This window comes from Streptomyces sp. NPDC060366 (assembly GCF_042725135.1).
Classification (GTDB): domain Bacteria; phylum Actinomycetota; class Actinomycetes; order Streptomycetales; family Streptomycetaceae; genus Streptomyces.
This window is the reverse complement of the sequence record NZ_JBHXDC010000009.1, coordinates 281,235-304,920: the sequence shown is the minus strand read 5'-3', so window position 1 is coordinate 304,920 and position 23,686 is coordinate 281,235. Positions and strand designations below refer to the sequence as shown.

Genomic DNA, 23,686 nt, shown 5'->3' with positions numbered 1-23,686 from the left:
CGCGATGAGCGACATGATCACCGCGGACCTGGTCGACCTCGACCTGGCCGCAGAGACGAAGGAAGCCGCGGCCCGCTCGCTGGCCGAACGCATGGTGGCTCTGGGCCGCGTCACCGACCTGGAGGGCTTCCTGGCCGATGTGGCCGCCCGCGAGGCGCAGATGCCGACCGGGCTCGACGGCGGGATCGGCATACCGCACTGCCGCAGCGAACACGTCACGGAGCCGACGCTGGCGTTCGGCCGCCCCGCCGAGGGCATCGACTTCGGGGCACCGGACGGCCCGGCGGACCTGATCTTCCTGATCGCGGCCCCGGCAGGCGCCGACGACGCGCATCTGACGATCCTCTCCGCCCTGGCCCGTCGCCTGATGGACCCGGACTTCACGGCGGCGCTGCGCGCGGCGACGGACCCGGCGGCGACCGCGAGCCTGATCAGCGGCGAGACACCGCCCGTGACACCCGCCCCGGCGGAAGCGGCGGCCGGCGCGGCCGAACCCGAACCGGCCCCCGCGCCCGAGACCCCGCCCGCCGTCTTCCGCGTCGTCGCCGTCACCTCCTGCCCCACCGGCATCGCGCACACCTACATGGCCGCCGAGGCCCTGGAACAGGCCGGACAGGCCGAAGGCGTCGAGGTCGTCGTCGAACCGCAGGGCTCCGCCGGGTTCACCCGGATCGACCCCGCCGTCATCGCCGCCGCGGACGGCGTGATCTTCGCGCACGACGTGCCGGTACGGGAGAAGGAACGCTTCGCCGGCAAACCGACCGTCGACGTCGGCGTCAAGGCGGGCATCAACCGCCCCGCCGAACTGATCGCCGAAGTACGCGCCAAGGCCGCCCGAGGTGAGACCACGGCCGCCGCAACGGGCTCACCCGTCGACGAGGCGGGCGACCCCGGCGAGGGCTACGGCACCAAGCTGCGCAAGTGGCTGATGTCCGGCGTCAGTTACATGGTCCCGTTCGTCGCGGCCGGTGGACTCCTCATCGCCCTCGGCTTCGCCATCGGCGGCTACACCATCGACAAGGCACCCTCCGTCGCCGAACACTTCGTCTGGACGGACTCCACCAGCTGGGCGGCGCTGCTGTTCCAGGTCGGCGGCCTCGCGTTCAGCTTCCTGGTACCGGTCCTCGCGGGCTATATCGCGTACGGGATGGCCGACCGCCCCGGTCTGGTCCCCGGTTTCGTCGGCGGCTCCATCGCGCTCACCATCAACGCGGGATTCCTCGGCGGTCTCGCCGCCGGTCTGATCGCCGGCGGCACGGTCATGGCCATCCAGCGGATCAAGGTGCCCGCCGCGCTGCGCGGCATCATGCCGGTCGTCGTCATCCCGCTGATCTCCTCCGCGGTCGTCGGTTTCCTGATGTTCCTGGTGGTCGGCAAGCCGATCGCCGAGCTCCAGAAGGCCCTGACGGACTGGCTGTCGGGGCTGTCCGGCGCCAACGCGATCATCCTCGGCGTCGTCCTCGGCCTGATGATGTGCTTCGACCTGGGCGGGCCGCTGAACAAGGTCGCCTACGCCTTCGCGGTCGGCGGCCTCGCCAACCCGAACGAGGGCAGCCTGAAGGTGATGGCGGCCGTGATGGCGGCGGGCATGGTCCCGCCGCTCGCGATGGCGCTGGCCACCGTGGTGCGCGGCGCCCTCTTCACCCGCACCGAGCGCGAGAACGGCAAGGCCGCGTGGGTGCTCGGCGGCTCGTTCATCACCGAGGGCGCGATTCCGTTCGCCGCGGCCGACCCGCTGCGGGTCATCCCGTCGGCCATGGCGGGCGGCGCGGTCACGGGAGCGCTGTCGATGCTCTTCGAGTGCACCCTGCGTGCCCCGCACGGCGGGATCTTCGTGCTGCCGCTGATCGGCAATCCGGTGCTCTACCTGATCGCGATCCTGGCCGGTACGGCGGTCAGTGCCGCTCTGGTCATCCTGCTGAAGGGCATGGGCGGGCGCGGCGAGAAGAACCTCGGCCGGGACGGCGTCCCGGGCGCGGAGTCCGGGACCGCGCCCAAGGTGCCGGTGTCCGTCTGAGCCGTCTCACCCGCTCATCTGACCCGCGCGCGAAGCTCCATGGCTTCGCGCGCGGCGCTCTGTGCGGCGTACACCTCACACATATGACGGCCGTCGGGCGTCGCCGTGTGCTCGACCTCCCACAGGCTCGTCTCCGTGCCGTCGAGCAGCAGGAACGCGTGCTCGTACAGCGTGAACCCCGCGTCCTTGCCCTCGACATGGCCGTGCCGGCCGAAGACCTGGGTGATCTGGTGGGCGAAGGCGGCCCGCAGCGGTCCCGCGATCTCCTCGCCCGGCCGGTCGATGTTCTCCGCGCGGCGCAGCACCCGGCGTGCGTGGTCGGCGGAGTTGTCCGGGTGGTAGACCCGCGGCAGGGGCGTCTGTGGCGCTGTCAGCAGGCCGCTGAGCAGTTCGAGATCGGCCGCGAGGTCGGACTCGAAGCTCGGGTCGAGACTCCCGCCGAGGCCCGGCTCGAAACGGGACTCGAAGAGCGAATCGGAATCGGCGGTGGGATCGAGGTGGTCGATGGAGGTGACGGGGGCCTTGCCGGCACCGCCCGCGCCACCGGGGCGGCGCAGTCGGGAGGCGGCGAGGCGCACCTCGTGCTCGTCGGTGTAGAGCTCGTGCTGTTCGGCGCCGTCGCGCCCGGTGTTGTGGACCAGCTCCCAAAGGGTGAGGGCGGTGCTGTCGGCAAGCAGGTAGGTATGCCGGTAGGTCTCGCGGTGCAGTCCCGCACTGTGGTGCGAGGAACGCATTGAACTGGCGTGCGCCAGAGCGGAGTCGAGCCGCTCGATCACGGCGTCGGGCAGATCGAAGGAGTTGAGTGCCCGACCCAGGAGACGCTCAAGATGCGTCTCGCTTGTCTCATACGGATCGTTCAAGGTGGGTCTCCAGGCCGTCGCCACATGTCACTTGGTGATTGCATAACGTAGCCCCTGGGACTGACATTGCGTCCCAAGTTCGGTAAAACGATTGGGGGCGCGCAAGAAGTTCCCTCAAGCCCCCCTCAACTCCCTTGCGCCGTGGGTCAGTCCGTGCCGTACAGATCGCAATACGCGGGGAACGTACCGCCGGGTCCGTCGACCCCCTCCACCGACACCATCGCCCGCACGATTGCCCTGGTCACGGCGTCGGCGCCGGCCGCCAGCAGCTCGTTGAGCGCCAGCGGATCCCCAGCTTCGAGCGGGCGTTCCCCCGTGACGAGCGCGAAGACCGTGTCGCCGTCGTTGAGCAGATGTACAGGACGGACGGCGCGCGCGATGCCGTCGTGCGCCGTCCCCGCGAGCTTCTGCGCCTGCGCCTTGGAGAGGTCGGCGTCGGTCGCCACGACGGCGAGTGTGGTGTTCAGCGGAGGCCGCCCGTCACGCTCACGGATCCCGGCGAGCCGCGCGAGGGCCGCCTCGTGCGTACCGGCCGACGGATAGCCGGGACGGCCCTCGAAGTACCGCCCGTACAGCACGCCCGTCACCGGATCGACCGCGGAGCCGGCCGCGTTAGCGACGACCAGCGCCGCGACGGTGATCCCGGACGGCAGCAGCACGCTCGCCGTACCGACCCCTCCCTTCAGCTGCCCCACCACGGCTCCGGTCCCGGCGCCCACCGCCCCCTCGCCTACCGGTGCCCCTGATTCCGTACGGGCCGCAGCCTCCACCGCCGCGCGGCCGGTCGAGGCGTCCGGGCGGGCCCGCCAGTCGCCGCCACGCCCCAGGTCGAAGACGCAGGCGGCCGGGACGACCGGCACCACCTGGGACGGATCCGGTCCGACCCGCACACCCCGCCCCTGCTCCTCCAGCCACGTCATCACTCCGGTGGCGGAGTCGAGCCCGTACGCGCTGCCGCCGGTCAGCACGACGGCCTCCACCCGCTGGACCAGATTGCGCGGATCCAGCGCGTCGGTCTCCCGGGTGCCTGGCCCACCGCCCCGTACGTCCACGCCCGCGACCGCCCCGCCCTCGGGCGCGAGGACGACCGTCGTACCGGTGAGCGCCCGGTCCCCGGCCACCCGCGCGTGGCCGACCCGAATCCCCGCCACATCCGTCAGTGCGTCATTGATTGCCATGGGCCCCATGCGTACCACGAGGTCAGACCCGTCGACGGCGGATCCCCCCGTCCGCCGCGCCCACCGCCGTACCCTGGACGTATGAGTACCGCACGCACTCCCGGACCCCGTGACACCGCGACGGAGCCGCCCCGACCGGCCCCGCCGAAGCCGTCACCCCCGAAGCCGGGCCCGCCCAGGCCGCCGCTCGTCTTCGACGACCCGCTGGACCGTCAGTCCTCGGACGACACGGACGCCGGCTGGGGTGACCGGCCGGCCACCAGCGGCAACAGCGCCGCCGACCTGGCCCGCTTCCTGGACGAGAAGCCGCCCCACCACATCTGAGCGCCGTGAGCCCGACGAGCGCTATGGAGCGCTCCGCCCCGGTCCCCGCTGCTGAGCCACCAGAGCGTCCCTGATCTCCTTCAGGACCTCCAGCTCGCTCACCTCCAGCACTTCCTCCACCCGCTCCCTGGCGGCCTGCTGCCTTGCGCGCCTGGCCAGGTACTTCGCCATCGGCAGGACCATCAGGAAGTACACGACCGCGGCGGTGATCAGGAAGCTGAGTGTCGAGCTCAGCACCGTCCCCCACATGATCGGGATACCCGACACCACCTCGCCCGCCGCGTTCGTCTCGCAGGGGGCCTGCAGGCACGACGTGTAGCGGTCCAGGTCCTTGGTGCCGAACGCGCCGACGACCGGATTGATGACGCCCTTCACCAGGGAGTTCACCACGTTGGTGAACGCGGCGCCGATGACCACCGCGACCGCGAGGTCGATCACGTTGCCACGCGTCAGGAAGGCTTTGAAGCCTTCCAGCACGCTCTCCTTCTCCTTGCTCACCAGTGAGCCCTTCTTCGTATCTGCCGTGGGGACAGCGACGGGGACAGCCAATCGCTCTGACACCTTGGGCAACTCGCGCCCCAGCTGTCCAATCCGCCCATGCTTTCGTGTGACCAGTGTGCTCATCAGTACGACGGCGATGAGCGGGGGCCGACAGCGGGCGGCTCAGCACAGCGTCACCGCCAGCCGGGAGTTCGTGCTCGCCCCCGCCAACTCCGCCGCCACATCACGCGCGACGGTCAGCAGCACCAGCGCCCCACTGTCGGTGGCGCTCGCCAGAGCCCGTGGGACGGATTCCACCAGCGCCCCCGTCGCGATCACCCGGGCGTCCGACTCCTCGCCCATGGGGGAGTGGGCGGCGGCGATCACATCGACCCGGTCGCCCGGTCGCAGCAGCCGGACCGTCGCCACATCCGCGATCCGCACCGGAGCCGTCACCAACCGGGCCTTCTGCGCGCCTGGTTGGGCGGCGGCGCCCGCACCTGACGCGCCACCACCATTGCCACCACGCGCCGCCGCGCGGGACGCGGCTCGCTCCTCGGCTTCTGCCGCGACACCGGGACCGCCCGCGCCCGACGCCGCCAACGCGGCCGCCGTCACCGCCAGCCCCGCCGTCATCGCGCGTCGCCGCCGGAGCAGGGCCCTGCGCAGCCGATGCCCACGGCCGCGCACCCGCAACGGATCGAAAGCGGGCACCCCGCACGGCGCGGGCGCGGCGGCCACGGGCGCGGGCACCGGCACGGGCGGGAAGAGGGGCGGATCCGAGGGACGGGCGGAGAGGGAGCGGGAGAGCGAACGGGAAAGGGACATGGCAACCACCACCTGGCGTGAGGAGTTCTCGCTGACCGCCCCTCACGATCCACGTCCCGCCGGAATCCCGCCGAAGCCTGTGGACAACTACCCGGATGTGAATAACTCGCTCACCCGAACGAGGTCCGTCCCGAGCGTTTACGGCAGCTCAAGCCCCGTATCAATGCCGTCCAGCGCATGCGAGCACAGGCAGTCCCGCGTCTCGCCCGCCTGCAATCCGCCCACGGTGTCGAACAGCACCGTCCGCAGCCGGTCGACGTTGGAGGCGAAGACCTTCAGCACTTCCTCGTGCGAGACGCCCTCGCCGGTCTCGGCCCCGGCGTCCAGATCGGTCACGAGCGTCAACGACGTGTAGCAGAGCCCCAGTTCACGGGCGAGCACGGCCTCGGGGTGACCCGTCATACCGACCACCGACCAGCCCATCGCCGCGTGCCACCGCGATTCGGCGCGGGTCGAGAAGCGCGGTCCCTCGACGACCACCAGCGTCCCGCCGTCCACCGGCTCCCACTCGCGCCCGCGCGCCGCGGCGAGCGCCGCCTTGCGCCCCTCGGGGCAGTAGGGATCGGCCAGCGAGATGTGCACGACCTTGGAAGCGCCCCCACCGGGCAGCGGCACCCCGTCGTAGTACGTCTGGGTGCGTGCCTTCGTACGGTCCACCAACTGATCCGGCACGAGCAGCGTCCCCGGGCCGAACTCCTCACGCAGCCCGCCCACGGCGCACGGGCCGAGCACCTGCCGTGCGCCGACGGACCGCAGCGCCCACAGATTGGCGCGGTAGTTGATGCGGTGCGGCGCGATGTCGTGCGCGCGCCCGTGGCGGGGCAGGAACGCGACGCGCCTGCCCTCGACGTCGCCGAGGAACAGCGAGTCGCTGGGCGGTCCGTAGGGGGTGTCGACGGTGACCTCGGTCACATCGTCGAGGAATGAGTACAGACCCGAGCCGCCGATGACGCCGATCTCCGCGGTCTCCGAGCCCTCTGCGTTCGCCTTGGTCGCCATGACGATCACCCTAGCGGGGCTCGCCGGAGGGCACGCGGGGGTGTGCGGGTGCGTGGGAGCGCGGGTACGCCGAGGACCCCGCCGTACCGAACGGCGGGGTCCCGGAGAAGGTTTCGGACGATCAGGCGGCGGAGGAGCCGCTGGAGCTCGAGCTGCCGCTCGAAGCGCTCGACTTCGAGCCGGAGGAACCCGAGCCGGACGAGCCCGAGCCCGAGCCCGACGAGGACGACGACGATCCGGTCGACGACGACGAGGACGTGGACTTGGAGTCCGACGACGAGCCCGACGACTTGTCGCTCGAACCGCCCGACTCACCCGAGCCGTTCGAGGCGCCCGCCTTGGCCGGCGTGCTGCTCGACGACGATCCGCGGCTGTCGTTCCGGTAGAAACCGGAGCCCTTGAAGACGATGCCGACCGCGGAGAACACCTTCTTCAGGCGTCCTTCGCACGCGGGGCACACGGTGAGGGAATCGTCGGTGAATTTCTGCACCGCCTCAAGGCCCTCGCCACATTCGGTGCACTGGTACTGATAGGTCGGCACTTGTTCCTCCTGGCACTCTCACTCAATGAGTGCTAACGACGCTCCATAGTGACTCATTCCGCTGGATCAGTCCACTGCCACCGGCACGCGGTGACCCATTCCACGCGCGGCGACCCGGCCCGACGCCTTCGGCGTGAGCCGCGAGCGCAGTGCGACGAGCGTGACCAGGGCCAGTGCGGTGCCCACCAGGGGCACCACGAATCCGGCGCTCGCGCCGTGCGCGTCCGCCAGCTGTCCGGCAGCCGTGACCGCGCCGGCCTGGCCCAGTGCGACCGAGCCCGTCAGCCAGGTGAAGGCCTCCGTACGGGCCCCGGCGGGGACCAACGGCTCGATCAGGGTGTAGCCGCTGATCAGCGCGGGCGCGATGAAGAGCCCGACCAGCAGGCCGAGTGCGGCGAGCGCGGGTACCGAGTGCACGGCCCACAGCCCGGAGGCGGCCAGTGTCAGGCCCGCGTAACCGGCGACGAGCCGGCGGCGGGGCCCGGTCTTCCAGGCGACGGCGCCGCACGCGATACCGGCGAGCATGTTGCCGGCGGCGAAGACTCCGTACAGAAGGCCGTTCGCGCCGGGGTTGCCGATCTCCTCGGCGAAGGCCGTGAGCGAGACCTGCATCCCGCCGAAGACCGAACCGATGCCGAGGAAGGCCACGGCCAGGACGCGTACACCGGGTACGGACAGCGCCGAGACGCGCGCCCCGGCCGGATGGCCGGAACCGCCCGCCCGCTGCGAGCCGCCCGCCCGCTTCGAGCCGTCCGCACGTCGTCCCGCGGGCTTCGGCTGGGTGCCCCGCTGCGCGGCGAACAGCAGCCCGCCCGCCAGGGTCAGCACCCCCTCGGCGATCAGTCCGGCCGCCGGGTGCACACCGGTGCACAGCGCGGTCGCCAGGACCGGCCCGATGACGAAGGTGAACTCGTCCGTGACGGACTCGAAGGCGGCGGCCGTCGGCAACAGCCGCGCCCGCTCGTCGGAGGAGCCGAGCACGGCCGCCCAGCGGGCCCGGACCATCGGCCCCACCTGCGGGACGGAAGCGCCCGTCGGTACGGCGGCGACGAACAGCGCCCACAGGGGCGCGCCCGCCAGCGCGAGCACCGTCAGGGCGGTGACGGAAGCCGTGTGCAGCAGCACTCCGGGCACCAGGACCGCGCGCTGGCCGAACCGGTCGGCGAGCTTGCCGTTCTGCGGCGCGAAGAGCGCCATGGAGACACCGGTGACGGCGGCGACGATGCCCGCGCTGCCGTACGAACCGGAGGTGTGCTGGACGAGCAGGACGATGCCGATCGTCAGCATCGCGAAGGGCTGCCGCGCGGCGAAACCGGGGAGCAGGAACGTCCAGGCGCCGGGTGTACGCAGCAACTGCCCGTAACCCGGACGGGTCGGGGCCGTCCCCTCGGAGGCACCGGCGGTGGTGTCGACCGTGTTGACCACGGTCCTTGCCTTTCTGCCGCCTGGTGGCGTCCCCGGACGTGCGGGGGCCGCCGAGAGCTGTCCTCTTGCGCGGAACTGCGGTAGATACCCAGGGTCCACTGAAGGGGACGCCACGGCCGCCATACGGTCGCGCCAGCTCTGCGTCAGGCAGAGTTGGTCGATCAAGTCCGTGCCGTCACATCGGTACGTCGGAGACATTCCTCGATGTGGCAGGCACGGGCCTCATCCTACCTGGGAAACACCCGGAAGATCCCGGCCCGTACCTGTGATTGACGCCTCCGGGCCGGGCTGCCTTCGATTCCCAGCCCAGCCCAGCCCAGCCCAGCCCAGCCCAGCCCAGCCCAGCCCGCCGGCCCGGCCGTCAGCCGGACCCTCGTCCGACCCCGCTCCCGGGCTTCCCGTGCGCCCCCGGCTTCCTGCCCGGTCCGCCCGTGCCACCCCCGCCCTTCCCGTTCGTCCCCAGCCAGTCGGCCAGCTTGCCGCCCTGCCCGACGGCCCGCAGCCGCCGCTCGGCCGCGTCCCGTACCGGATCCGTCGCCACCACCAGCAGCTCGTCGCCCCGCCGCAGCACGGTGGACGGCCCCGGTACGAAGCTCTTGTCCTCCCGTACGACCAGCGTGACCGCCGACCCCGGGGGCAGCCGCAGCTCGCCGACCTCCACGCCGTGCATCTTCGACCGGTCCGGGATGGCCACGGACAGCAGATGACCGCGCAGCCGCTCCAGCGGCGCCGACTCGACACCGAGGTCGGCCGCCTCGGCGGGGTCGCCGAGGTGCAGCTTCCCGGCGACCCAGGGCAGCGTGGGCCCCTGTACGAGCGTGTACACGACGACCAGCACGAAGACGATGTTGAAGATCCGGTGGCTGCCCTCGATCCCCGAGACCATCGGGATGGTCGCCATGACGATGGGCACGGCGCCACGCAGCCCCGCCCACGACATCAGCGCCTTCTCCTGCCAGGCGATGCGGAACGGCGCGAGGCTGACCAGTACGGACAGGGGCCGCGCCACCGCGGTCAGCACCAGACCCACTATCACCGCGGGCCAGAAGTCGTCGCCCAGTTCGTGCGGCGTCACCAGCAGTCCGAGCAGGACGAACATGCCGATCTGCGCGAGCCAGCCCAGTCCCTCCGCGAAGCCGCGGGTCGCGGGCGCGTGCGGGAGCTTGGAGTTCCCGAGCAGCATGGAGGCCAGATACACGGCGAGGAATCCGCTGCCGTGGGCCATGGCTCCCGCCGCGTAGGCGACGACGGCGATGGCCATCACGGCGATCGGGTACAGGCCGGAGGCCGGCAGGGCCACGCGCCGGAGCCCGAAGGCGCCCAGCCAGCCCACCGCGATGCCGATGGCGGCGCCGATGGCCAGCTCCAGGGCGATCTCTCCCACGAGTACGTACCAGTGCTCCACCGGTCCGACCGTCGACAGCGCCACCACCATGATCACGACGGGGGCGTCGTTGAAGCCCGACTCCGCCTCCAGGGCGCCCGTCACCCTCGACGGCAGCGGGATCTTCCTCAGTACGGAGAAGACGGCGGCGGCGTCCGTGGACGAGACGACGGCTCCGATGATCAACGCCTGACGCCAGTCAAGGCCGACGAGGTAGTGCGCGGCGGTGGCGGTGACGCCCACGCTCACCGCGACACCGACGGTCGACAGCGCGACGGCGGCCGGCAGCGCGGGTCTGGCCTCTTTCCACTTGGCACCGAGACCACCCTCGGCGAGGATCACGACCAGGGCGGCGTACCCGATCACCTGCGTCAGCTCGGCGTTGTCGAACTTGACGTTGAAGATGCCGTCCTGCCCTATGACGACGCCGATCCCGAGGTAGAGCAGCAGGCTGGGAAGCCCGCTGCGGGACGAGATCCGTACCGCGGCGACGGCGATCAGCAGCACGAGCGAGCAGATGAGCAGGAGTTCATTGAGCTGGTGGACAGTCAGCGGCCGATCCTTCCCCTCGCGCGCACCGGATCGTTTCCCCGGGTCGGCACTTCGTTACCTTACCTAATCTTTAACGTTTTCTTGACGCGATCGATCGTTCGTGCGATCGATCTCGTGATTTCCTGTGTGATCGTCCGAGGAGTCCCGCCAGGTCGTACTCCGGGTCGTACTAGTGACACCGCGTCGGGGCGAGTGAACGGCTGCGCCTATGGTTGCTGCAGCATTCCAGGACCACCCTGCCCCTCGAAGGACAGCGATGCCCGCCAACTCAACGCCCCCTGCCACCAAAAAGAAGGGGCGACGCGCCCGCTTTGTCGTGATCGTCCTGGTCCTGGCTCTGGTAGCAGGCGTTGGCTACGGCGCCTACTGGGGCGTCAGCACCGTGCGTGCCTCGCTCCCGCAGACCACCGGCACGATCAAGGTGCCGGGACTCGACGGCCAGGTCGAGGTCAAGCGCGACAGTTACGGCATCCCGCAGATCTACGCCAACACCGACCGGGACCTCTTCCGCGCGCAGGGCTACGTCCAGGCCCAGGACCGCTTCTGGGAGATGGACGTCCGGCGCCACATGACCTCGGGCCGGCTCTCCGAGATGTTCGGCAAGGGACAGGTCGCGACGGACGAATTCCTGCGCACGCTCGGCTGGCGGCGGGTGGCCCAGGAGGAGTACGACACCAAGCTGTCGGACGAGACGAAGAAGAACCTCCAGTCGTACGCGGACGGCGTCAACGACTACCTCGAGGGGCGCGACGGCAAGGACATCTCCGTCGAGTACGCGGCCCTGAACTTCACCAACGACTACAAGCCCGCGAAGTGGACCCCCGTCGACTCGGTGGCCTGGCTCAAGGCGATGGCGTGGGACCTGCGCTCCAACATGCAGGACGAGATCGACCGTTCGCTGCTCACGAGCAGGATGGACGAGAAGCAGATCAAGGACCTGTACCCGTCGTATCCGTACAGCCGGAACCAGCCGATCGTCACCGAGGGCGCGGTCGATCCGCTCACGGAGCAGTACGACCCCAAGGCCGAGCCGGGCGACGCGACGGGTGACGGCACGGGGACAGGCACCGGTACGGGGACAGGTACGGGAACGGGGACAGGTACGGGGACCGGCACAGGCACCGGCACCGGCACCGGCACAGGCACCGGCACCGGTACGGACCCGGCCGGCGCCACCCAGGGCCTGGAGTCCCAGCTCGACGCCCTCTCAGGCACCCTCGACGAGATCCCCGCCCTCCTCGGCCCCAGCGGCAGCGGCATCGGGTCCAACTCGTGGGTCGTCTCGGGCGACTACACGACAACGGGCAAGCCGCTGCTCGCCAACGACCCGCACCTCGCGCCCCAGCTGCCCTCCGTCTGGTACCAGATGGGCCTGCACTGCCGCAGTTTCACCAAGGACTGCCAGTACGACGTGGCCGGCTACACCTTCGCCGGAATGCCGGGCGTCATAATCGGCCACAACAAGGACATCGCCTGGGGCATGACCAACCTGGGCGCCGACGTGACCGACCTCTATCTGGAGAAGGTCAACGGCGACACCTACCAGTACGGGAACGAGCAGAAGAAGTTCACGACCCGTCAGGAAACGATCAAGATCGCCGGGGCCAAGAGCCAGACCATCACGGTCCGCTCCACCGGACGCGGCCCGGTGGTCTCCGACCGCAACGCGGAGCTGCGCAGAGTCGGCGACAAGGCCCCCGTCAACAACGCGGCCCCCGACCGCGGTGAGGGATACGCGGTCTCGCTCCAGTGGACCGCCCTCCAGCCCGGCAAGTCCATGGACGCGGTCTTCCAGCTCAACAAGGCCAAGGACTTCCCCGAGTTCCGCAAGGCCGCCGAGTTCTTCGAGGTCCCCTCGCAGAATCTGATCTACGCCGACACCAAGGGCACCATCGGCTACCAGGCGCCCGGCCGGATCCCGATCCGCGCCGAGGGCGACGGCTCGATGCCCGCCCCCGGCTGGGACCCGAAGTACCGCTGGGAGGGCTACGTCCCCTTCGACGAGCTTCCTTACGAGGAGAACCCGAAGCGCGGCTACATCGTCACCGCCAACCAGGCCGTCATCGACAAGGACGACTATCCGTACCCGCTGACCGGGGACTGGGGCTACGGCGCGCGCAGCCAGCGGATCAACGACCTCATCAAGTCGAAGATCAAGGACGGCGGCAAGATCTCCACCGACGACATGCGCACCATGCAGACCGACAACCGCAGCGAGATCGCCACGCTGCTCATGCCGTATCTGCTGAAGATCGATGTCGCGGACCCCTCCGTACGCGAGGCCCAGAAGCTCCTCGAAGGCTGGGACTACACCCAGGAGCCGGACTCGGCGGCCGCCGCGTACTTCAACGGCGTCTGGCGCAACGTCCTCAAGCTCGCCTTCGGCAACAAGCTTCCCAAGGAGATGCGCGTCAAGGGCGAGTGCCTCGCCGTGCGCCCCGCCGACAGCACGGGGCCGGTCGACGACCTGGCGGCGCTGGTGCAGGAGTGCGGCAAGCGCTCCTCGGACTCGGCGCAGCCAGACGGCGGCGACCGCTGGTTCGAGATCACCCGCAAGATCCTCAAGGACGAGGACAACGAGTGGTGGCAGGCCCCGAAGACGCGTACGGAGAAGCCCACCAAGACCCGCGACGAACTCCTGCTGCGCGCCCTCACGGACGCGCGCTGGGAGCTGACCGCCAAGCTCGGCAAGGACGTCTCCACCTGGAGCTGGGGCCGGCTGCACCAGCTGACCCTGGAGAACCAGACCCTCGGTACGGAGGGTCCCGGCATCGTGCAGACCCTGCTCAACCGGGGCCCGTGGAACCTGGGCGGCGGCGAGGCCGCGGTCAACGCCACGGGCTGGAACGCGGCCGGCGGCTACGAAGTCATGTGGGTGCCGTCGATGCGGATGGTGGTCAACGTCGGTGACTGGGACAAGTCCCGCTGGATCAACCTGACGGGCGCCTCGGGGCACGCGTACAGCGCGAACTACACCGACCAGACGGACAAGTGGGTCAAGGGCGAGCTGCTCGACTGGTCGTTCAGCAGCAGAGCCGTGGAGGAGAGCACGGGGGACACCCTCACGCTCGCGCCGTAAGGCGCGGGACGCGAGGACCCGCCCCGGCCGGGAGCACCGGCCGGGCGGGCCGCTCAGCCGCCGGTGAAGTGCCGTGTCCCGCCCGGAGTCACCACCACGTGCACGGGTCGGTCGTGCGGCTCCTCCGGGACCCGCTCGACCACCTCGTGGTCGTACAGAAGCACCGCGAGAGCGGGCCCCGCGTCCACACGGCCGCCCGTCGCCGCCTCCTCCAGCCGTGCCAGGACCCGGTCGTACGACCCGCCGCCCCGCCCCAGCCGCATCCCGCGTCCGTCCACGGCGAGCCCGGGCAGCAGCACCACCCGCGCCTCCAGCACCGCGCGTACGCCGAGCCGCGCACCGTCCGGCTCCAGCAGCCCACGCCCCGCGCGCACCAGATGCTCCGGCCCGTCGTACGCCGCCCAGTCCAGATCGTTGTCCGGCAGCAGCACCGGCAGGAGGACGCGCACCCCCCGCTCCCGCAGCGCGTCGAGCAGCGCGCGCGTGCCGGGCTCGCGTCCCACGGAGACGTACGCGGCGACGGTCCCGGCCGCCGCGAGTTCGGGAAGGTCCAGCGCCCGCCCGGCGAGAACCGCGGAGGCGTCCCGGACGTCCTCCTCCGACAGGAGGCGCCGCGCGGCGAGGAGTTCCCGCCGTAGGGCTGACTTTCCCGACATGTCAGTGTTCAACGGACTTCGCAAATCTCTCGTATGTGTATGTATGGAGAGAAAGTTAACCGGAGCCACATCTTCCCCTCATCCGTGACGGATATGGTGCTCGGCATGACTCAGTCGCCCCCCAGGATCAGCAAGGCTGTCATCCCCGCCGCAGGTCTCGGAACACGCTTCCTTCCTGTCACCAAGGCCACTCCCAAAGAGATGCTGCCTGTCGTCGACAAGCCCGCGATCCAGTACGTGGTCGAGGAAGCCGTGATGGCCGGGCTCTCCGACGTTCTCATGGTCACCGGACGCAACAAGCGTCCGCTGGAAGACCACTTCGACCGTAACTACGAGCTGGAGGAGGCGCTCACCCGAAAGGGAGACACCGAACGCCTCGCCAAGGTGCAGGAGTCCAGCGACCTGGCCACCATGCACTACGTCCGGCAGGGCGACCCCAAGGGCCTCGGCCACGCCGTGCTGTGCGCCGCCCCGCACGTCGGCGACCAGCCCTTCGCGGTGCTCCTCGGCGACGACCTGATCGACCCGCGCGACCCGCTGCTGTCCCGCATGGTCGAGATCCAGGAGAGCGAGGGCGGCAGCGTCATCGCGCTGATGGAGGTCGAGCCCGACCAGATCCACCTCTACGGATGCGCCGCCGTCGAGCCCACCGCCTACGGCGACGTGGTCAAGGTGCACGACCTGGTCGAGAAGCCCGACCGGGCCGACGCGCCCAGCAACTACGCCATCATCGGCCGCTACGTCCTCGACCCCGCCGTCTTCGAGATACTGCGCAAGACCGAGCCCGGCCGCGGCGGCGAGATCCAGCTCACCGACGCACTCCAGCAGCTCTCCGCCGACGAGAAGGTCGGCGGCCCGGTCCACGGCGTCGTCTTCAAGGGACGCCGCTATGACACGGGTGACCGCGGTGACTATCTGCGTGCCATTGTCAGACTCGCGTGCGAACGTGAAGACCTGGGACCGGACTTCCGGACCTGGCTCCGCAGTTACGTCACCGAGGAGATGTAGCAACTTGAGCAGTACGGCGACACCGGCACCCGCACCTGTCTCCGGGCAAGGACGGCTCTGGACGGTCGACGAGCACCTGGCGGACATCCTCGCCACGGTCCGCCCGCTGGACCCGATCGAGCTGCAACTGCCCGACGCCCAGGGCTGCGTCCTCGTCGAGGACGTCACGGTGCCGGTGGCGCTGCCGCCCTTCGACAACAGTTCCATGGACGGCTACGCGGTCCGTACGGCCGACGTGTCGGGCGCCGACGAGGAGTTCCCGGCCGTCCTGACGGTCATCGGCGACGTCGCGGCGGGGGGCGGCTCCCCGCCCCGCGTCGGTCCCGGCCAGGCCGCCCGGATCATGACCGGCGCACCGCTGCCGCCGGGCGCCGAGGCCGTCGTCCCCGTCGAATGGACCGACGGCGGTACGGGCGGCGGAGCCGCCACCTCCATGCGCCCGGCCGGCTCCGCGCCCGAGGGCGCGAGCGGCGAGGTCCGGGTGTACCGACCGGTCGAGGCCCGCGCCCATGTCCGCGCGCGCGGCAGCGACGTACAGGCCGGAGACCTCGCCCTGGAGGCCGGCACGATCCTGGGGCCGCCGCAGATCGGTCTGTTGTCCGCCATCGGCCGTGCGACCGTCCGGGTCCACCCGCGCCCGCGCGTCGTGGTCCTGTCGACCGGCAGCGAACTGGTCCAGCCCGGCGAGGCGTTGGGCGAGGGCCAGATCTACGACTCCAACAGCTTCGCGCTCACCGCCGCCGCGCGGGACGCCGGCGCCATCGCCTACCGGGTCGGCGCGGTCACCGACGACGCGGACACCCTCCGGGCCACCATCGAGGACCAGCTGATCCGCGCGGACATGATCGTGACGACCGGCGGTGTCAGCGTCGGGGCGTACGACGTGGTCAAGGAGGCGCTGTCCTCCGTAGGAGACGAGGACGAGCCGGGCAGCGGCATCGACTTCCGCAAGCTCGCGATGCAGCCGGGCAAGCCCCAGGGCTTCGGCTCGATCGGCCCCGAGCACACCCCGCTGCTCGCCCTCCCCGGCAATCCCGTCTCCTCCTACGTGTCCTTCGAGCTGTTCGTACGCCCCGCGATCCGCGCGCTCATGGGCCGCCGGGACGTCCACCGCCCGACGGTCCGCGCGACGCTGAAGGCCGACGCGCCGCTGACGTCCCCGGCCGGCCGGCGCCAGTTCCTGCGCGGTACGTACGACGCCGAGGCGGGCACGGCCGTCCCCGTCGGCGGCGCCGGCTCCCATCTCGTCGCCGCCCTCGCCCACGCCGACGCGCTCATCGTGGTCCCCGAGAAGGCGACGTCGATGGAGCCCGGAAGCGAGGTCGACGTGGTGCTGCTCGGCTGAGGGGCGCGCGGTGGCGGTAGCGTGTCTGCCCAGACAGGCCCCGCCGGGCCCGGACCGGGAGCGCCACAGCGATGACTGCGTTTTCCCGGGGGGAGACCCCCGGACCTTCTCGACCAGGCCGACTGACGCATATCGACGAGGCGGGCGCGGCCCGCATGGTCGACGTCTCCGCCAAGGAGGTCACCGCGCGCACCGCCAGCGCGAGCGGCCGGGTGCTGGTGTCGCCGCGCGTTGTCGAACTGCTGCGGGGTGAGGGCGTTCCCAAGGGTGACGCCCTGGCCACCGCCCGGATCGCGGGCATCATGGGCGCCAAGCGGACCCCGGACCTGATCCCCCTCTGCCATCCGCTGGCCGTCTCCGGAGTCACGCTCGACCTCGCCGTCGCCGACGACGCGGTGGAGATCCTGGCGACGGTGCGGACCACCGACCGCACGGGCGTGGAGATGGAGGCCCTGACCGCGGTCTCGGTCGCGGCTCTGACGGTGGTCGACATGGTGAAGGCCGTCGACAAGGGCGCGGTGATCACGGACGTACGGGTCGAGGAGAAGACCGGCGGAAAGTCGGGCCACTGGTCACGCCGGGCACCGGAACCGGAAGCACAGCCGGAATCACGGCCCGGCACCCCGCTGAAGCCGAACGGGACCCCGGAGAGGGGCACGGTATGACTCCCGCCGAGAGCGGCGCCGCGACCCCCGCACCGCGGGCGAGGCAGCCGTACCGCGCCCTCGTCGTCACCGCCTCCAACCGCGCGGCGGCCGGCGTGTACGCGGACACCGGAGGCCCGATCATCGCCAACGCCCTCGCGGAGCTGGGCTTCTCGGTCCAGGGCCCGCTGGTCGTGCCCGACGGCGACCCGGTCGAGCAGGCCCTGCGCGACGGGGTCGCCGCCTCGTACGCCGTCATCCTGACCACCGGCGGCACCGGCGTCTCGCCCACCGACCGCACCCCCGAGGCCACCCGCCGCGTGCTGGACCACGAGATCCCCGGCATCCCCGAGGCGATCCGTGCCGAAGGCGCCCGGAAGGTGCCCACGGCCGCGCTCTCGCGGGGCCTCGCGGGCGTCGCGGGCCGGACCCTGATCGTGAATCTGCCGGGTTCCTCCGGCGGCGTACGGGACGGGCTCGCCGTCCTCGGCCGGCTGCTCGTCCACGCCGTCGACCAGATCCACGGCGGCGATCACCCGCGTACCGACGGATGAACCACCCCTTCTGGCCGGTGGCGCTGGTGGACGGCGACGTCGTCCTGCGCCCCATAAAGTCGCGCGATCAACGGGCCTGGCGCGAGGTCAACCGACGCAACCGCGAGTGGCTGCGGCCGTGGGAGGCGACGATCCCGCCGCCGCCACCCGGCGCTCCGGTCGCCCAGCGCCCGACGTACCGGCAGATGGTCCGTCATCTGCGCGCCGAGGCGAACGCGGGGCGGATGCTGCCGTTCGTCATCGAGTACCAGGGGCGTCTCGTCGGCCAGTTGACCGTGGCCGGGATCACCTGGGGCTCGATGTGCTCGGGTCATGTCGGCTACTGGGTGGACCGCGACGTCGCGGGACGCGGCGTCATGCCGACGGCCGTGGCCCTCGCCGTCGACCACTGTTTCCGGATGGCGGGGATGCACCGTATCGAGGTGTGCATTCGCCCCGAGAACGGGCCGAGCCGCCGGGTCGTGGAGAAACTCGGATTCCGCGAGGAAGGGACCCGGCCCCGCTATCTGCACATCGACGGGGCCTGGCGGGACCATCTGGTCTTCGCGCTCACGGCCGAGGAAGTACCGGACGGACTTCTCCGCCGCTGGCACCAGGCGCGACCTGGAACAAGCACAGAAATGAAATAAGTGTTCGAAAATAGTCGCCATCCGACCATCAAGTGATCCGAACAATCACAAAAAAAGTCCGTGATATCAGCCAGATCGTGCGACACACCGGCTCAATTGGCGGATCCCCTCGCGCGTAGACCTCTACGGTGTGAACCGTGAGCAGCAGCGGCCTCATCTACGCAGTCATCGTCGGGGCCTGGGCCGCCTACTTGGTACCGATGTGGCTCCGCAGGCAGGACGAGCTCAACGAAGCCCGTCCGACGGAACGCTTCAGCACCGCCATCCGGCTGCTGTCCGGACGGGCGGGAATGGAGCGCCGGTACGCCAAGGAGTTGCAGGACCGCACCACCGAGGAGGCCGGGCCCGACGATGAACCGGACGTCCCGGCGGAGCCGACGAGCTCTGTCGACGTCCGGTCCTTCTCCGCGCCCGCGGCCCGTACGGAAGCCCGGCTGGAGATCCCGGCACCGTCACCGAAACGCCCGGCGCCCGCACCGGCCGTCGCGTCCGACCCGGAGCGCGCCCCCATCCCCGCGCCGGCCCGTCCGGCGCCCGAACGGCGCGCACGCCCCTCCGGCGACGCGGCCGAACGTGCCCGCCGCGCCCAGCGCTCGCAGGTCCTGGCCCGCCGCCGGCGCACCACCGTGGTGCTCTTCCTCGCCTTCACGATCGGCGCGATCGTCGCCGGCGTCCAAGGGCTCGCCTTCCTGTGGGCGCCGGGTGTCCCCGCCGTACTCCTCAGCGTCTACATCGTGCATCTGCGCGCCCAGGAGCGGCGCCGCTTCGTCTTCACCATGGACCGCCGCAGGGCCGAGATCGCCGCGCAGCGACTGCGCGAGAACCGCCCGCGCCGGCAACACCAGGCCTCGGCCCCGGCCGAGCCGGACGAGGAGCCCGAACCCTGCCCGGCGCCGGAACCGGCCCCTTCGGTCTCCCCGCAGGAGGCGGGCCGCCGCGCCCTGGTCGAGCAGACGGACCACGCCGAATGGGTCGACCAGCAGCGCGATCGCGGCCCGGCCCGCGGCGACAGCTGGGAGCCGGTCCCGGTCCCGCTCCCGACGTATGTGACGGCGCCCGTCGCCCCGCGGGCGTCGAGCGGCGTGAACGTCAGCGACCCGGAGACCTGGAGCGCGGCCCGCTCCTCCACGGCCGAACCGGCCCCCGCGGAACCGGCGACCCCCGAACCCCCCGCCCAGCGCCGCACCCCCCCAATCCAGCGCCGCACCCGCGACCGCGGCCGGACCCCCCTGTTCGACCAGTACGACGACGGCGACCGCCCCCGCGCCGCCAACGAGTGAACAGCACGGAACTGATTTCCAAGCAGCCCGACGGGGGTGCTAAAGTTTCACTCGTCGCAAGGGCCTGTGGCGCAGTCTGGTAGCGCACCTCGTTCGCATCGAGGGGGTCTGGGGTTCAAATCCCCACAGGTCCACGGCAAGTGAAAAGCCCCTACCGGGGAAATCCGGTGGGGGCTTTTCGGTGTGCGGCAGAGATGGGTGAGGTATTGGTCTAGGCCAGCCGCTCCCGTCCCAGTATCCTCACCCGTAGCCAGTGGCACACCACCCCCCACCCAGGTTGCGTGCTGGCGCGGGCGACCGCCGACTCAACTCCGCCCGAAGCAGCCGGGTCCCCCCACTCGCCGCCTCTAGGAGTCACGGTGAAATTTCGCACCAGAAGCTCGGCGATCATCGGCACCATCTGCCTTGCCACTTCCCTCGCCTTCGCCACGGCGTACGCCGACGAGCCCGCCGCCCCGCCCAAGGCGGCGGCGGCCGATGTGGCGCTCACGGAAGTGGCCACGGCCCAGAACCCCATCGCCGGCGCCGCCGGACCCGACGGCACCGTGTGGATCGCCGAACGCGCCGGAACCGTACGGGTCCTGGGCGACCAGGGGCTCGGCGAGCCCGTTCTCGACATCTCCGACGAGACCACCACCGACGGTGAACGCGGCCTGCTGGGAGTCGCGTTCGACAACGAGCTCGCGCACTTCTACATCTCGTACACGGACCTCGAAGGCACCAGCACGATCGACGAGTTCGCCGTGCAGTCGGGTGCGATCCAGCCGGACTCCCGGCGTACCGTCCTGACGCAGACGCAGCCGTACGAGAACCACAACGGCGGCGACATCAAGTTCGGCCCCGACGGCTACCTCTACATCGCGCTCGGCGACGGCGGCGCGGGCGGCGACCCGCACGGCAACGGCCAGAAGCTCGACACCCTGCTCGGCAAGATCCTGCGGATCGACCCGAGCGGCGGCGAGCCGTACGCCATCCCGGCGGACAACCCGTTCGTGGACGACCCGAACGCGAAGGACGAGATCTGGTCGTACGGGCTGCGCAACCCCTGGCGGTTCTCCTTCGACTCGGGCACGGGCGACCTGCTGATCGGTGACGTCGGCCAGAGCGACTGGGAAGAGATCGACTGGGCCTCGGCGGACAGCGAAGGCGGCGAGAACTACGGCTGGGCCTCGATGGAGGGCACCCACCCCTTCCGGGGCGGCACCGAGCCGGCGAACCACGTGCCGCCGGTCTTCGAGTACGACCGCAACGGGCTGGGCTGCTCGGTGACCGGTGGATACGTCTACCGGGGCGACGCGATCCCGGCGCTCCAGGGGCAGTACCTGTACAGCGACTACTGCGACGGCACCGTGCGCGGTCTGACGATCGAGAACGGCCAGGTGACCGGCCAGAGCGACCTCGGGGTCAACGGCGGCGAGGTCATCTCGTTCGTGGAGGACGGCGACGGCGAGCTGTACGTGCTCGGGCTCGGCGGCACCATCTCCCGTATCGACCCGGCGTAACGGCTCCAGTCGCCGCGGCGGAGCCTCGGCGCGTCAGCACGCGTCAACTGTTCACGGCATCCCGTCCGATCCCTCCGATCGGGCGGGATGCCGTCGTTTCCCCGCACGTGACTGCCCGCACGTCACTGCCCCGTCGCCACCGGCCCGCCGGTCCACAGACGGCAGGAGACGGCCACCACCAGCGGCCACAGAGCCTGTACGAAGGTCACCACCCGCTCCGCGACCCCCGGCGCCTTCCCGCTCCGCAGCTCGAACACGAACCACAGCGCGCACACGCACATCAGCGCGCTCGCGACGACCGCCACCTTGAACCGCAGCCCCCACGGCACCGTCCTCCTGCGTCTCGCGGCCAGCGCCGGCCACAGCGCGAGCAGTACGAAGCCGACGGCTGCCACCGCCCCGTGCCCCAGGGCCCCACCGCTGATGGGCGCGGGCACCAGGGTCAGGGCCATCGCGGACAACCCGCCGCCGGCCAGGGCGATCCGTCCGGCCGGCGCGGCCTCCCGCAGTCCGTGCGCCGTGGCCACGTAACAGGTCCCCAGCACGATCAGTATTCCCGTCATCAACCAGTAGCCGCGGGCGCCGTAGGACGCCAGCACGCTGAGCGTGTCGACCGTGGGGTTGTAACCGGGGCCTTGCAGCAGCTGCGCAATCATCCAGGCACCGACAAGCAGCAGAGGGGCGCCCCCCGAAGAGAGGAGAACCCACCAGGGGGCACGTCGCATCAGCCCACCGTAAACAGCACTCGCCCTCTCTTCCCGGTGACACACCACCACCTGAACCACCCCGCCCCCGCGTCCGTGCCTCCTGTACAGATCCGCGGCTCAGGCCGTCACCCTCACAGGAGAAATCACATGGCCACGGCGCCCCCACCAAAGCCGGAACCGAAACCGGAACCGCCCACGACGTCGAGCAGGGACAAGCCGAGCAAGGACAAGCCGAGCGGGGACAACTGGCTCGCCCGCATGGCGCTGCGCTTCACCGCGTTCACCGAGAAGTGGCTGCCCGACGCCCTCGGGTTCGTCCTCGTCGGTACGTTCGCGGTCTTCGCGCTCGGACTCGCGACCGGGGAAGGGCTGTACGGACGGCCCGACGATCCCGCGGACACCGCCGGGTTCGGGCTGGTGGACGCTTGGGGACAGGGCTTCTGGTCGCTCATCACCTTCACGCTCCAGATGGCGATGATCATCATCGCCGGTTACGCGGTCGCGGTCTCCCCGCCGATGAGCCGGCTGATAGCCAGGATCGCGCGCGTGCCCCGTACCCCGCGCGGCGCCATCGCGTTCACCGCCGCCGTCGCCATGGCGACCTCGTACCTCAACTGGGCCTTCAGCCTGATCTTCACGGCGATCCTCGCCAAGGAGATCGCCCGCCGGATCCAGGGCGTGGACTACCGGGCGCTCGGCGCGATGGCCTTCCTCGGGCTCGGGACCGTATGGGCCCAGGGGCTCTCCGGGTCCGCCGCGCTCCAGGTGGCCAGTGAGGCGTCGAGTCCGCCCGCGGTCCAGGAGGTCATCGCGGACGGGCGCGGCAGCGGGCTCATCCCGCTCACCGACACCATCTTCCTGTGGCAGGGCATGGTGGCCACGGCGATCATCTTCGTCATCGCGGTGGTCATGGCCTGGTTCCTCTCGCCGTCCCCCGAGCGGGCGAAGACCGCGGAGCAGCTCGGTATCGAGCTGGGGCCGAGCGTCGCCGAGAAGCGTACGGAGACCCGGCGCAACCGGCCGGGGGAGTGGATCGAGTACAGCCCCGTCTTCGCGATCCTGCTGTTCTCGCTCGGCGCCTGGTACCTCGTACGGCACTTCGCCCTCGCGGAGGGCGACCCCCTCAACGCGCTGGACCTCAACACCGTCAACCTCATCCTGATCCTGCTGGCCCTCATCCTGCACTGGCGCCCCGTCCGGCTCGCCCAGGCGGTCAAGGAGGGCACGCCCGCGGCTTCCGGTGTGCTGCTCCAATTCCCCCTCTACGGCGGCATCTTCGGCATGATCGCCTTCACCGGGCTGAGCAAGACGATCGCCGGCTGGCTGGTCTCGGTGTCGAACGAGTTCTTCTATCCGGCCCTCATCGCGATCTACAGCATGGTGCTGGGCGTCTTCGTGCCGAGCGGCGGCAGCAAGTGGGTGATCGAGGCGCCGTACGTCCTGGAGGCGGCCAACCAGCTCCAGGTCAACCAGGGCTGGATGGTCGTCGTGTACGACCTCGGTGAGGCCAGCGCCAATCTGCTCCAGCCGTTCTGGATGCTGCCCACGCTGACGATCCTCGGCCTGAAGGCGCGCGACATCATGGGCTACACCTTCGCCATGTTCCTCGCCTGCTTCCCGGCGGTGCTGATCCTCGTGACCCTCTTCGCCCGTACGCTTCCCTTCCCGTAGGGAAGAAGGACGGCTCGGGCGCG

At 70.7% G+C, this 23,686-nt stretch carries 20 protein-coding genes, 1 tRNA gene and 1 pseudogene; 12 read left to right on the top strand and 10 right to left on the bottom strand.

What is annotated here, in order from left to right; translation table 11 throughout:
* Positions 1–4 precede the first annotated feature (4 nt).
* Positions 5–2,017 carry a fructose-specific PTS transporter subunit EIIC gene (locus tag ACFWHU_RS23395; RefSeq protein ID WP_387226863.1) on the top strand — a complete coding sequence of 671 codons (2,013 nt, stop codon included), beginning with the start codon at positions 5–7 and terminating at the stop codon, positions 2,015–2,017.
* A 14-nt stretch (positions 2,018–2,031) separates the two neighbouring features.
* On the opposite strand, the gene ACFWHU_RS23390 is transcribed toward ACFWHU_RS23395, so the two are convergent.
* Positions 2,032–2,877, bottom strand: a complete 846-nt coding sequence (locus ACFWHU_RS23390) for a DUF6227 family protein (RefSeq protein WP_387226861.1) — start codon at positions 2,875–2,877, stop codon at positions 2,032–2,034.
* Positions 2,878–3,023: 146 nt separating this feature from the next.
* Positions 3,024–4,055 carry a P1 family peptidase gene (locus ACFWHU_RS23385; RefSeq protein ID WP_387226859.1) on the bottom strand — a complete coding sequence of 344 codons (1,032 nt, stop codon included), beginning with the start codon at positions 4,053–4,055 and terminating at the stop codon, positions 3,024–3,026.
* A gap of 81 nt (positions 4,056–4,136) precedes the next feature.
* On the opposite strand from ACFWHU_RS23385, the gene ACFWHU_RS23380 reads away from it, so the two are divergent.
* Positions 4,137–4,379: a hypothetical protein gene (locus tag ACFWHU_RS23380; RefSeq protein WP_385793667.1), complete on the top strand. Its 243-nt coding sequence runs from the start codon at positions 4,137–4,139 to the stop codon at positions 4,377–4,379.
* A 21-nt stretch (positions 4,380–4,400) separates the two neighbouring features.
* On the opposite strand, the gene ACFWHU_RS23375 is transcribed toward ACFWHU_RS23380, so the two are convergent.
* From ACFWHU_RS23375 to ACFWHU_RS23350, 6 genes are all read right to left on the bottom strand, one after another.
* Entirely contained in the window at positions 4,401–4,877 is a 477-nt protein-coding gene (locus tag ACFWHU_RS23375) for an MscL family protein (protein ID WP_385793897.1), read from the bottom strand.
* 165 nt (positions 4,878–5,042) lie between these two features.
* Entirely contained in the window at positions 5,043–5,687 is a 645-nt protein-coding gene (locus ACFWHU_RS23370; RefSeq protein ID WP_387226856.1) for a hypothetical protein, read from the bottom strand.
* A 138-nt stretch (positions 5,688–5,825) separates the two neighbouring features.
* Positions 5,826–6,686 carry an S-methyl-5'-thioadenosine phosphorylase gene (locus tag ACFWHU_RS23365; protein WP_385793662.1) on the bottom strand — a complete coding sequence of 287 codons (861 nt, stop codon included), beginning with the start codon at positions 6,684–6,686 and terminating at the stop codon, positions 5,826–5,828.
* Positions 6,687–6,807: 121 nt separating this feature from the next.
* The gene (locus ACFWHU_RS23360) at positions 6,808–7,227 is read right to left on the bottom strand and encodes an FmdB family zinc ribbon protein (RefSeq protein WP_387226854.1); all 420 of its coding nucleotides are present in this window, start codon (positions 7,225–7,227) and stop codon (positions 6,808–6,810) included.
* 66 nt (positions 7,228–7,293) lie between these two features.
* Positions 7,294–8,652, bottom strand: a complete 1,359-nt coding sequence (locus ACFWHU_RS23355; RefSeq protein WP_387226852.1) for an MFS transporter — start codon at positions 8,650–8,652, stop codon at positions 7,294–7,296.
* Between the two features lie 361 nt (positions 8,653–9,013).
* Entirely contained in the window at positions 9,014–10,561 is a 1,548-nt protein-coding gene (locus tag ACFWHU_RS23350) for a potassium/proton antiporter (protein ID WP_387226929.1), read from the bottom strand.
* A gap of 283 nt (positions 10,562–10,844) precedes the next feature.
* Here ACFWHU_RS23350 and ACFWHU_RS23345 point away from each other — a divergent pair, with 283 nt between their 5' ends.
* On the top strand, positions 10,845–13,667 hold the full coding sequence (locus ACFWHU_RS23345; RefSeq protein WP_387226850.1) for a penicillin acylase family protein: 2,823 nt from the start codon (positions 10,845–10,847) through the stop codon (positions 13,665–13,667).
* Positions 13,668–13,720: 53 nt separating this feature from the next.
* Here ACFWHU_RS23345 and ACFWHU_RS23340 read toward each other — a convergent pair whose 3' ends face one another.
* Positions 13,721–14,335 (bottom strand): 5-formyltetrahydrofolate cyclo-ligase, encoded by a 615-nt coding sequence (locus tag ACFWHU_RS23340; protein ID WP_385793652.1) that lies wholly within the window; start codon positions 14,333–14,335, stop codon positions 13,721–13,723.
* A 93-nt stretch (positions 14,336–14,428) separates the two neighbouring features.
* On the opposite strand from ACFWHU_RS23340, the gene galU reads away from it, so the two are divergent.
* The 8 genes and pseudogenes from galU to ACFWHU_RS23300 all read left to right on the top strand — a co-directional run bounded on the left by galU (position 14,429) and on the right by ACFWHU_RS23300 (position 21,285).
* On the top strand, positions 14,429–15,331 hold the full coding sequence (gene galU, locus ACFWHU_RS23335) for a UTP--glucose-1-phosphate uridylyltransferase GalU (RefSeq protein WP_385793649.1): 903 nt from the start codon (positions 14,429–14,431) through the stop codon (positions 15,329–15,331).
* Positions 15,332–15,335: 4 nt separating this feature from the next.
* Positions 15,336–16,676, top strand: coding sequence for a gephyrin-like molybdotransferase Glp (glp, locus tag ACFWHU_RS23330; protein WP_387226847.1), 1,341 nt, complete (start codon positions 15,336–15,338; stop codon positions 16,674–16,676).
* 71 nt (positions 16,677–16,747) lie between these two features.
* Positions 16,748–17,254: pseudogene (gene moaC, locus ACFWHU_RS23325) on the top strand (cyclic pyranopterin monophosphate synthase MoaC); the annotation flags it as partial.
* Between the two features lie 83 nt (positions 17,255–17,337).
* Positions 17,338–17,874 carry a molybdenum cofactor biosynthesis protein B gene (locus ACFWHU_RS23320; RefSeq protein WP_385793644.1) on the top strand — a complete coding sequence of 179 codons (537 nt, stop codon included), beginning with the start codon at positions 17,338–17,340 and terminating at the stop codon, positions 17,872–17,874.
* Positions 17,871–18,503 (top strand): GNAT family N-acetyltransferase, encoded by a 633-nt coding sequence (locus ACFWHU_RS23315; RefSeq protein ID WP_385793642.1) that lies wholly within the window; start codon positions 17,871–17,873, stop codon positions 18,501–18,503. Before ACFWHU_RS23320 ends, ACFWHU_RS23315 begins: the two co-directional genes overlap by 4 nt.
* 137 nt (positions 18,504–18,640) lie before the next feature.
* Positions 18,641–19,783: a gephyrin-like molybdotransferase receptor GlpR gene (gene glpR / locus ACFWHU_RS23310; RefSeq protein WP_387226844.1), complete on the top strand. Its 1,143-nt coding sequence runs from the start codon at positions 18,641–18,643 to the stop codon at positions 19,781–19,783.
* Positions 19,784–19,843: 60 nt separating this feature from the next.
* A tRNA-Ala gene (locus ACFWHU_RS23305) sits at positions 19,844–19,917 on the top strand.
* Positions 19,918–20,142: 225 nt separating this feature from the next.
* Positions 20,143–21,285, top strand: coding sequence for a PQQ-dependent sugar dehydrogenase (locus tag ACFWHU_RS23300; RefSeq protein WP_387226842.1), 1,143 nt, complete (start codon positions 20,143–20,145; stop codon positions 21,283–21,285).
* A gap of 122 nt (positions 21,286–21,407) precedes the next feature.
* Here ACFWHU_RS23300 and ACFWHU_RS23295 read toward each other — a convergent pair whose 3' ends face one another.
* A complete protein-coding gene (locus ACFWHU_RS23295; RefSeq protein ID WP_385793634.1) occupies positions 21,408–22,010 on the bottom strand; it encodes a DUF998 domain-containing protein in 603 nt (200 codons plus the stop codon).
* A gap of 129 nt (positions 22,011–22,139) precedes the next feature.
* Between ACFWHU_RS23295 and ACFWHU_RS23290 the strand changes: the two genes are divergently transcribed.
* Complete coding sequence (locus tag ACFWHU_RS23290) at positions 22,140–23,663, top strand: short-chain fatty acid transporter (protein ID WP_387226840.1); 1,524 nt, start codon at positions 22,140–22,142, stop codon at positions 23,661–23,663.
* The last annotated feature ends 23 nt before the right edge of the window (positions 23,664–23,686 follow it).

What these genes read in the sequence shown, in the direction of transcription:
- ACFWHU_RS23365 (WP_385793662.1), bottom strand. Translation starts at nt 6,686, where the DNA reads ATGGCGACCAAGGCGAACGCAGAGGGCTCGGAGACCGCGGAGATCGGC.
- ACFWHU_RS23290 (WP_387226840.1), top strand. Translation starts at nt 22,140, where the DNA reads ATGGCCACGGCGCCCCCACCAAAGCCGGAACCGAAACCGGAACCGCCC.
- ACFWHU_RS23385 (WP_387226859.1), bottom strand. Translation starts at nt 4,055, where the DNA reads ATGGCAATCAATGACGCACTGACGGATGTGGCGGGGATTCGGGTCGGC.
- ACFWHU_RS23370 (WP_387226856.1), bottom strand. Translation starts at nt 5,687, where the DNA reads ATGTCCCTTTCCCGTTCGCTCTCCCGCTCCCTCTCCGCCCGTCCCTCG.
- ACFWHU_RS23315 (WP_385793642.1), top strand. Translation starts at nt 17,871, where the DNA reads ATGAACCACCCCTTCTGGCCGGTGGCGCTGGTGGACGGCGACGTCGTC.
- ACFWHU_RS23295 (WP_385793634.1), bottom strand. Translation starts at nt 22,010, where the DNA reads ATGCGACGTGCCCCCTGGTGGGTTCTCCTCTCTTCGGGGGGCGCCCCT.
- ACFWHU_RS23345 (WP_387226850.1), top strand. Translation starts at nt 10,845, where the DNA reads ATGCCCGCCAACTCAACGCCCCCTGCCACCAAAAAGAAGGGGCGACGC.
- ACFWHU_RS23395 (WP_387226863.1), top strand. Translation starts at nt 5, where the DNA reads ATGAGCGACATGATCACCGCGGACCTGGTCGACCTCGACCTGGCCGCA.
- galU (WP_385793649.1), top strand. Translation starts at nt 14,429, where the DNA reads ATGACTCAGTCGCCCCCCAGGATCAGCAAGGCTGTCATCCCCGCCGCA.
- ACFWHU_RS23320 (WP_385793644.1), top strand. Translation starts at nt 17,338, where the DNA reads ATGACTCCCGCCGAGAGCGGCGCCGCGACCCCCGCACCGCGGGCGAGG.
- ACFWHU_RS23380 (WP_385793667.1), top strand. Translation starts at nt 4,137, where the DNA reads ATGAGTACCGCACGCACTCCCGGACCCCGTGACACCGCGACGGAGCCG.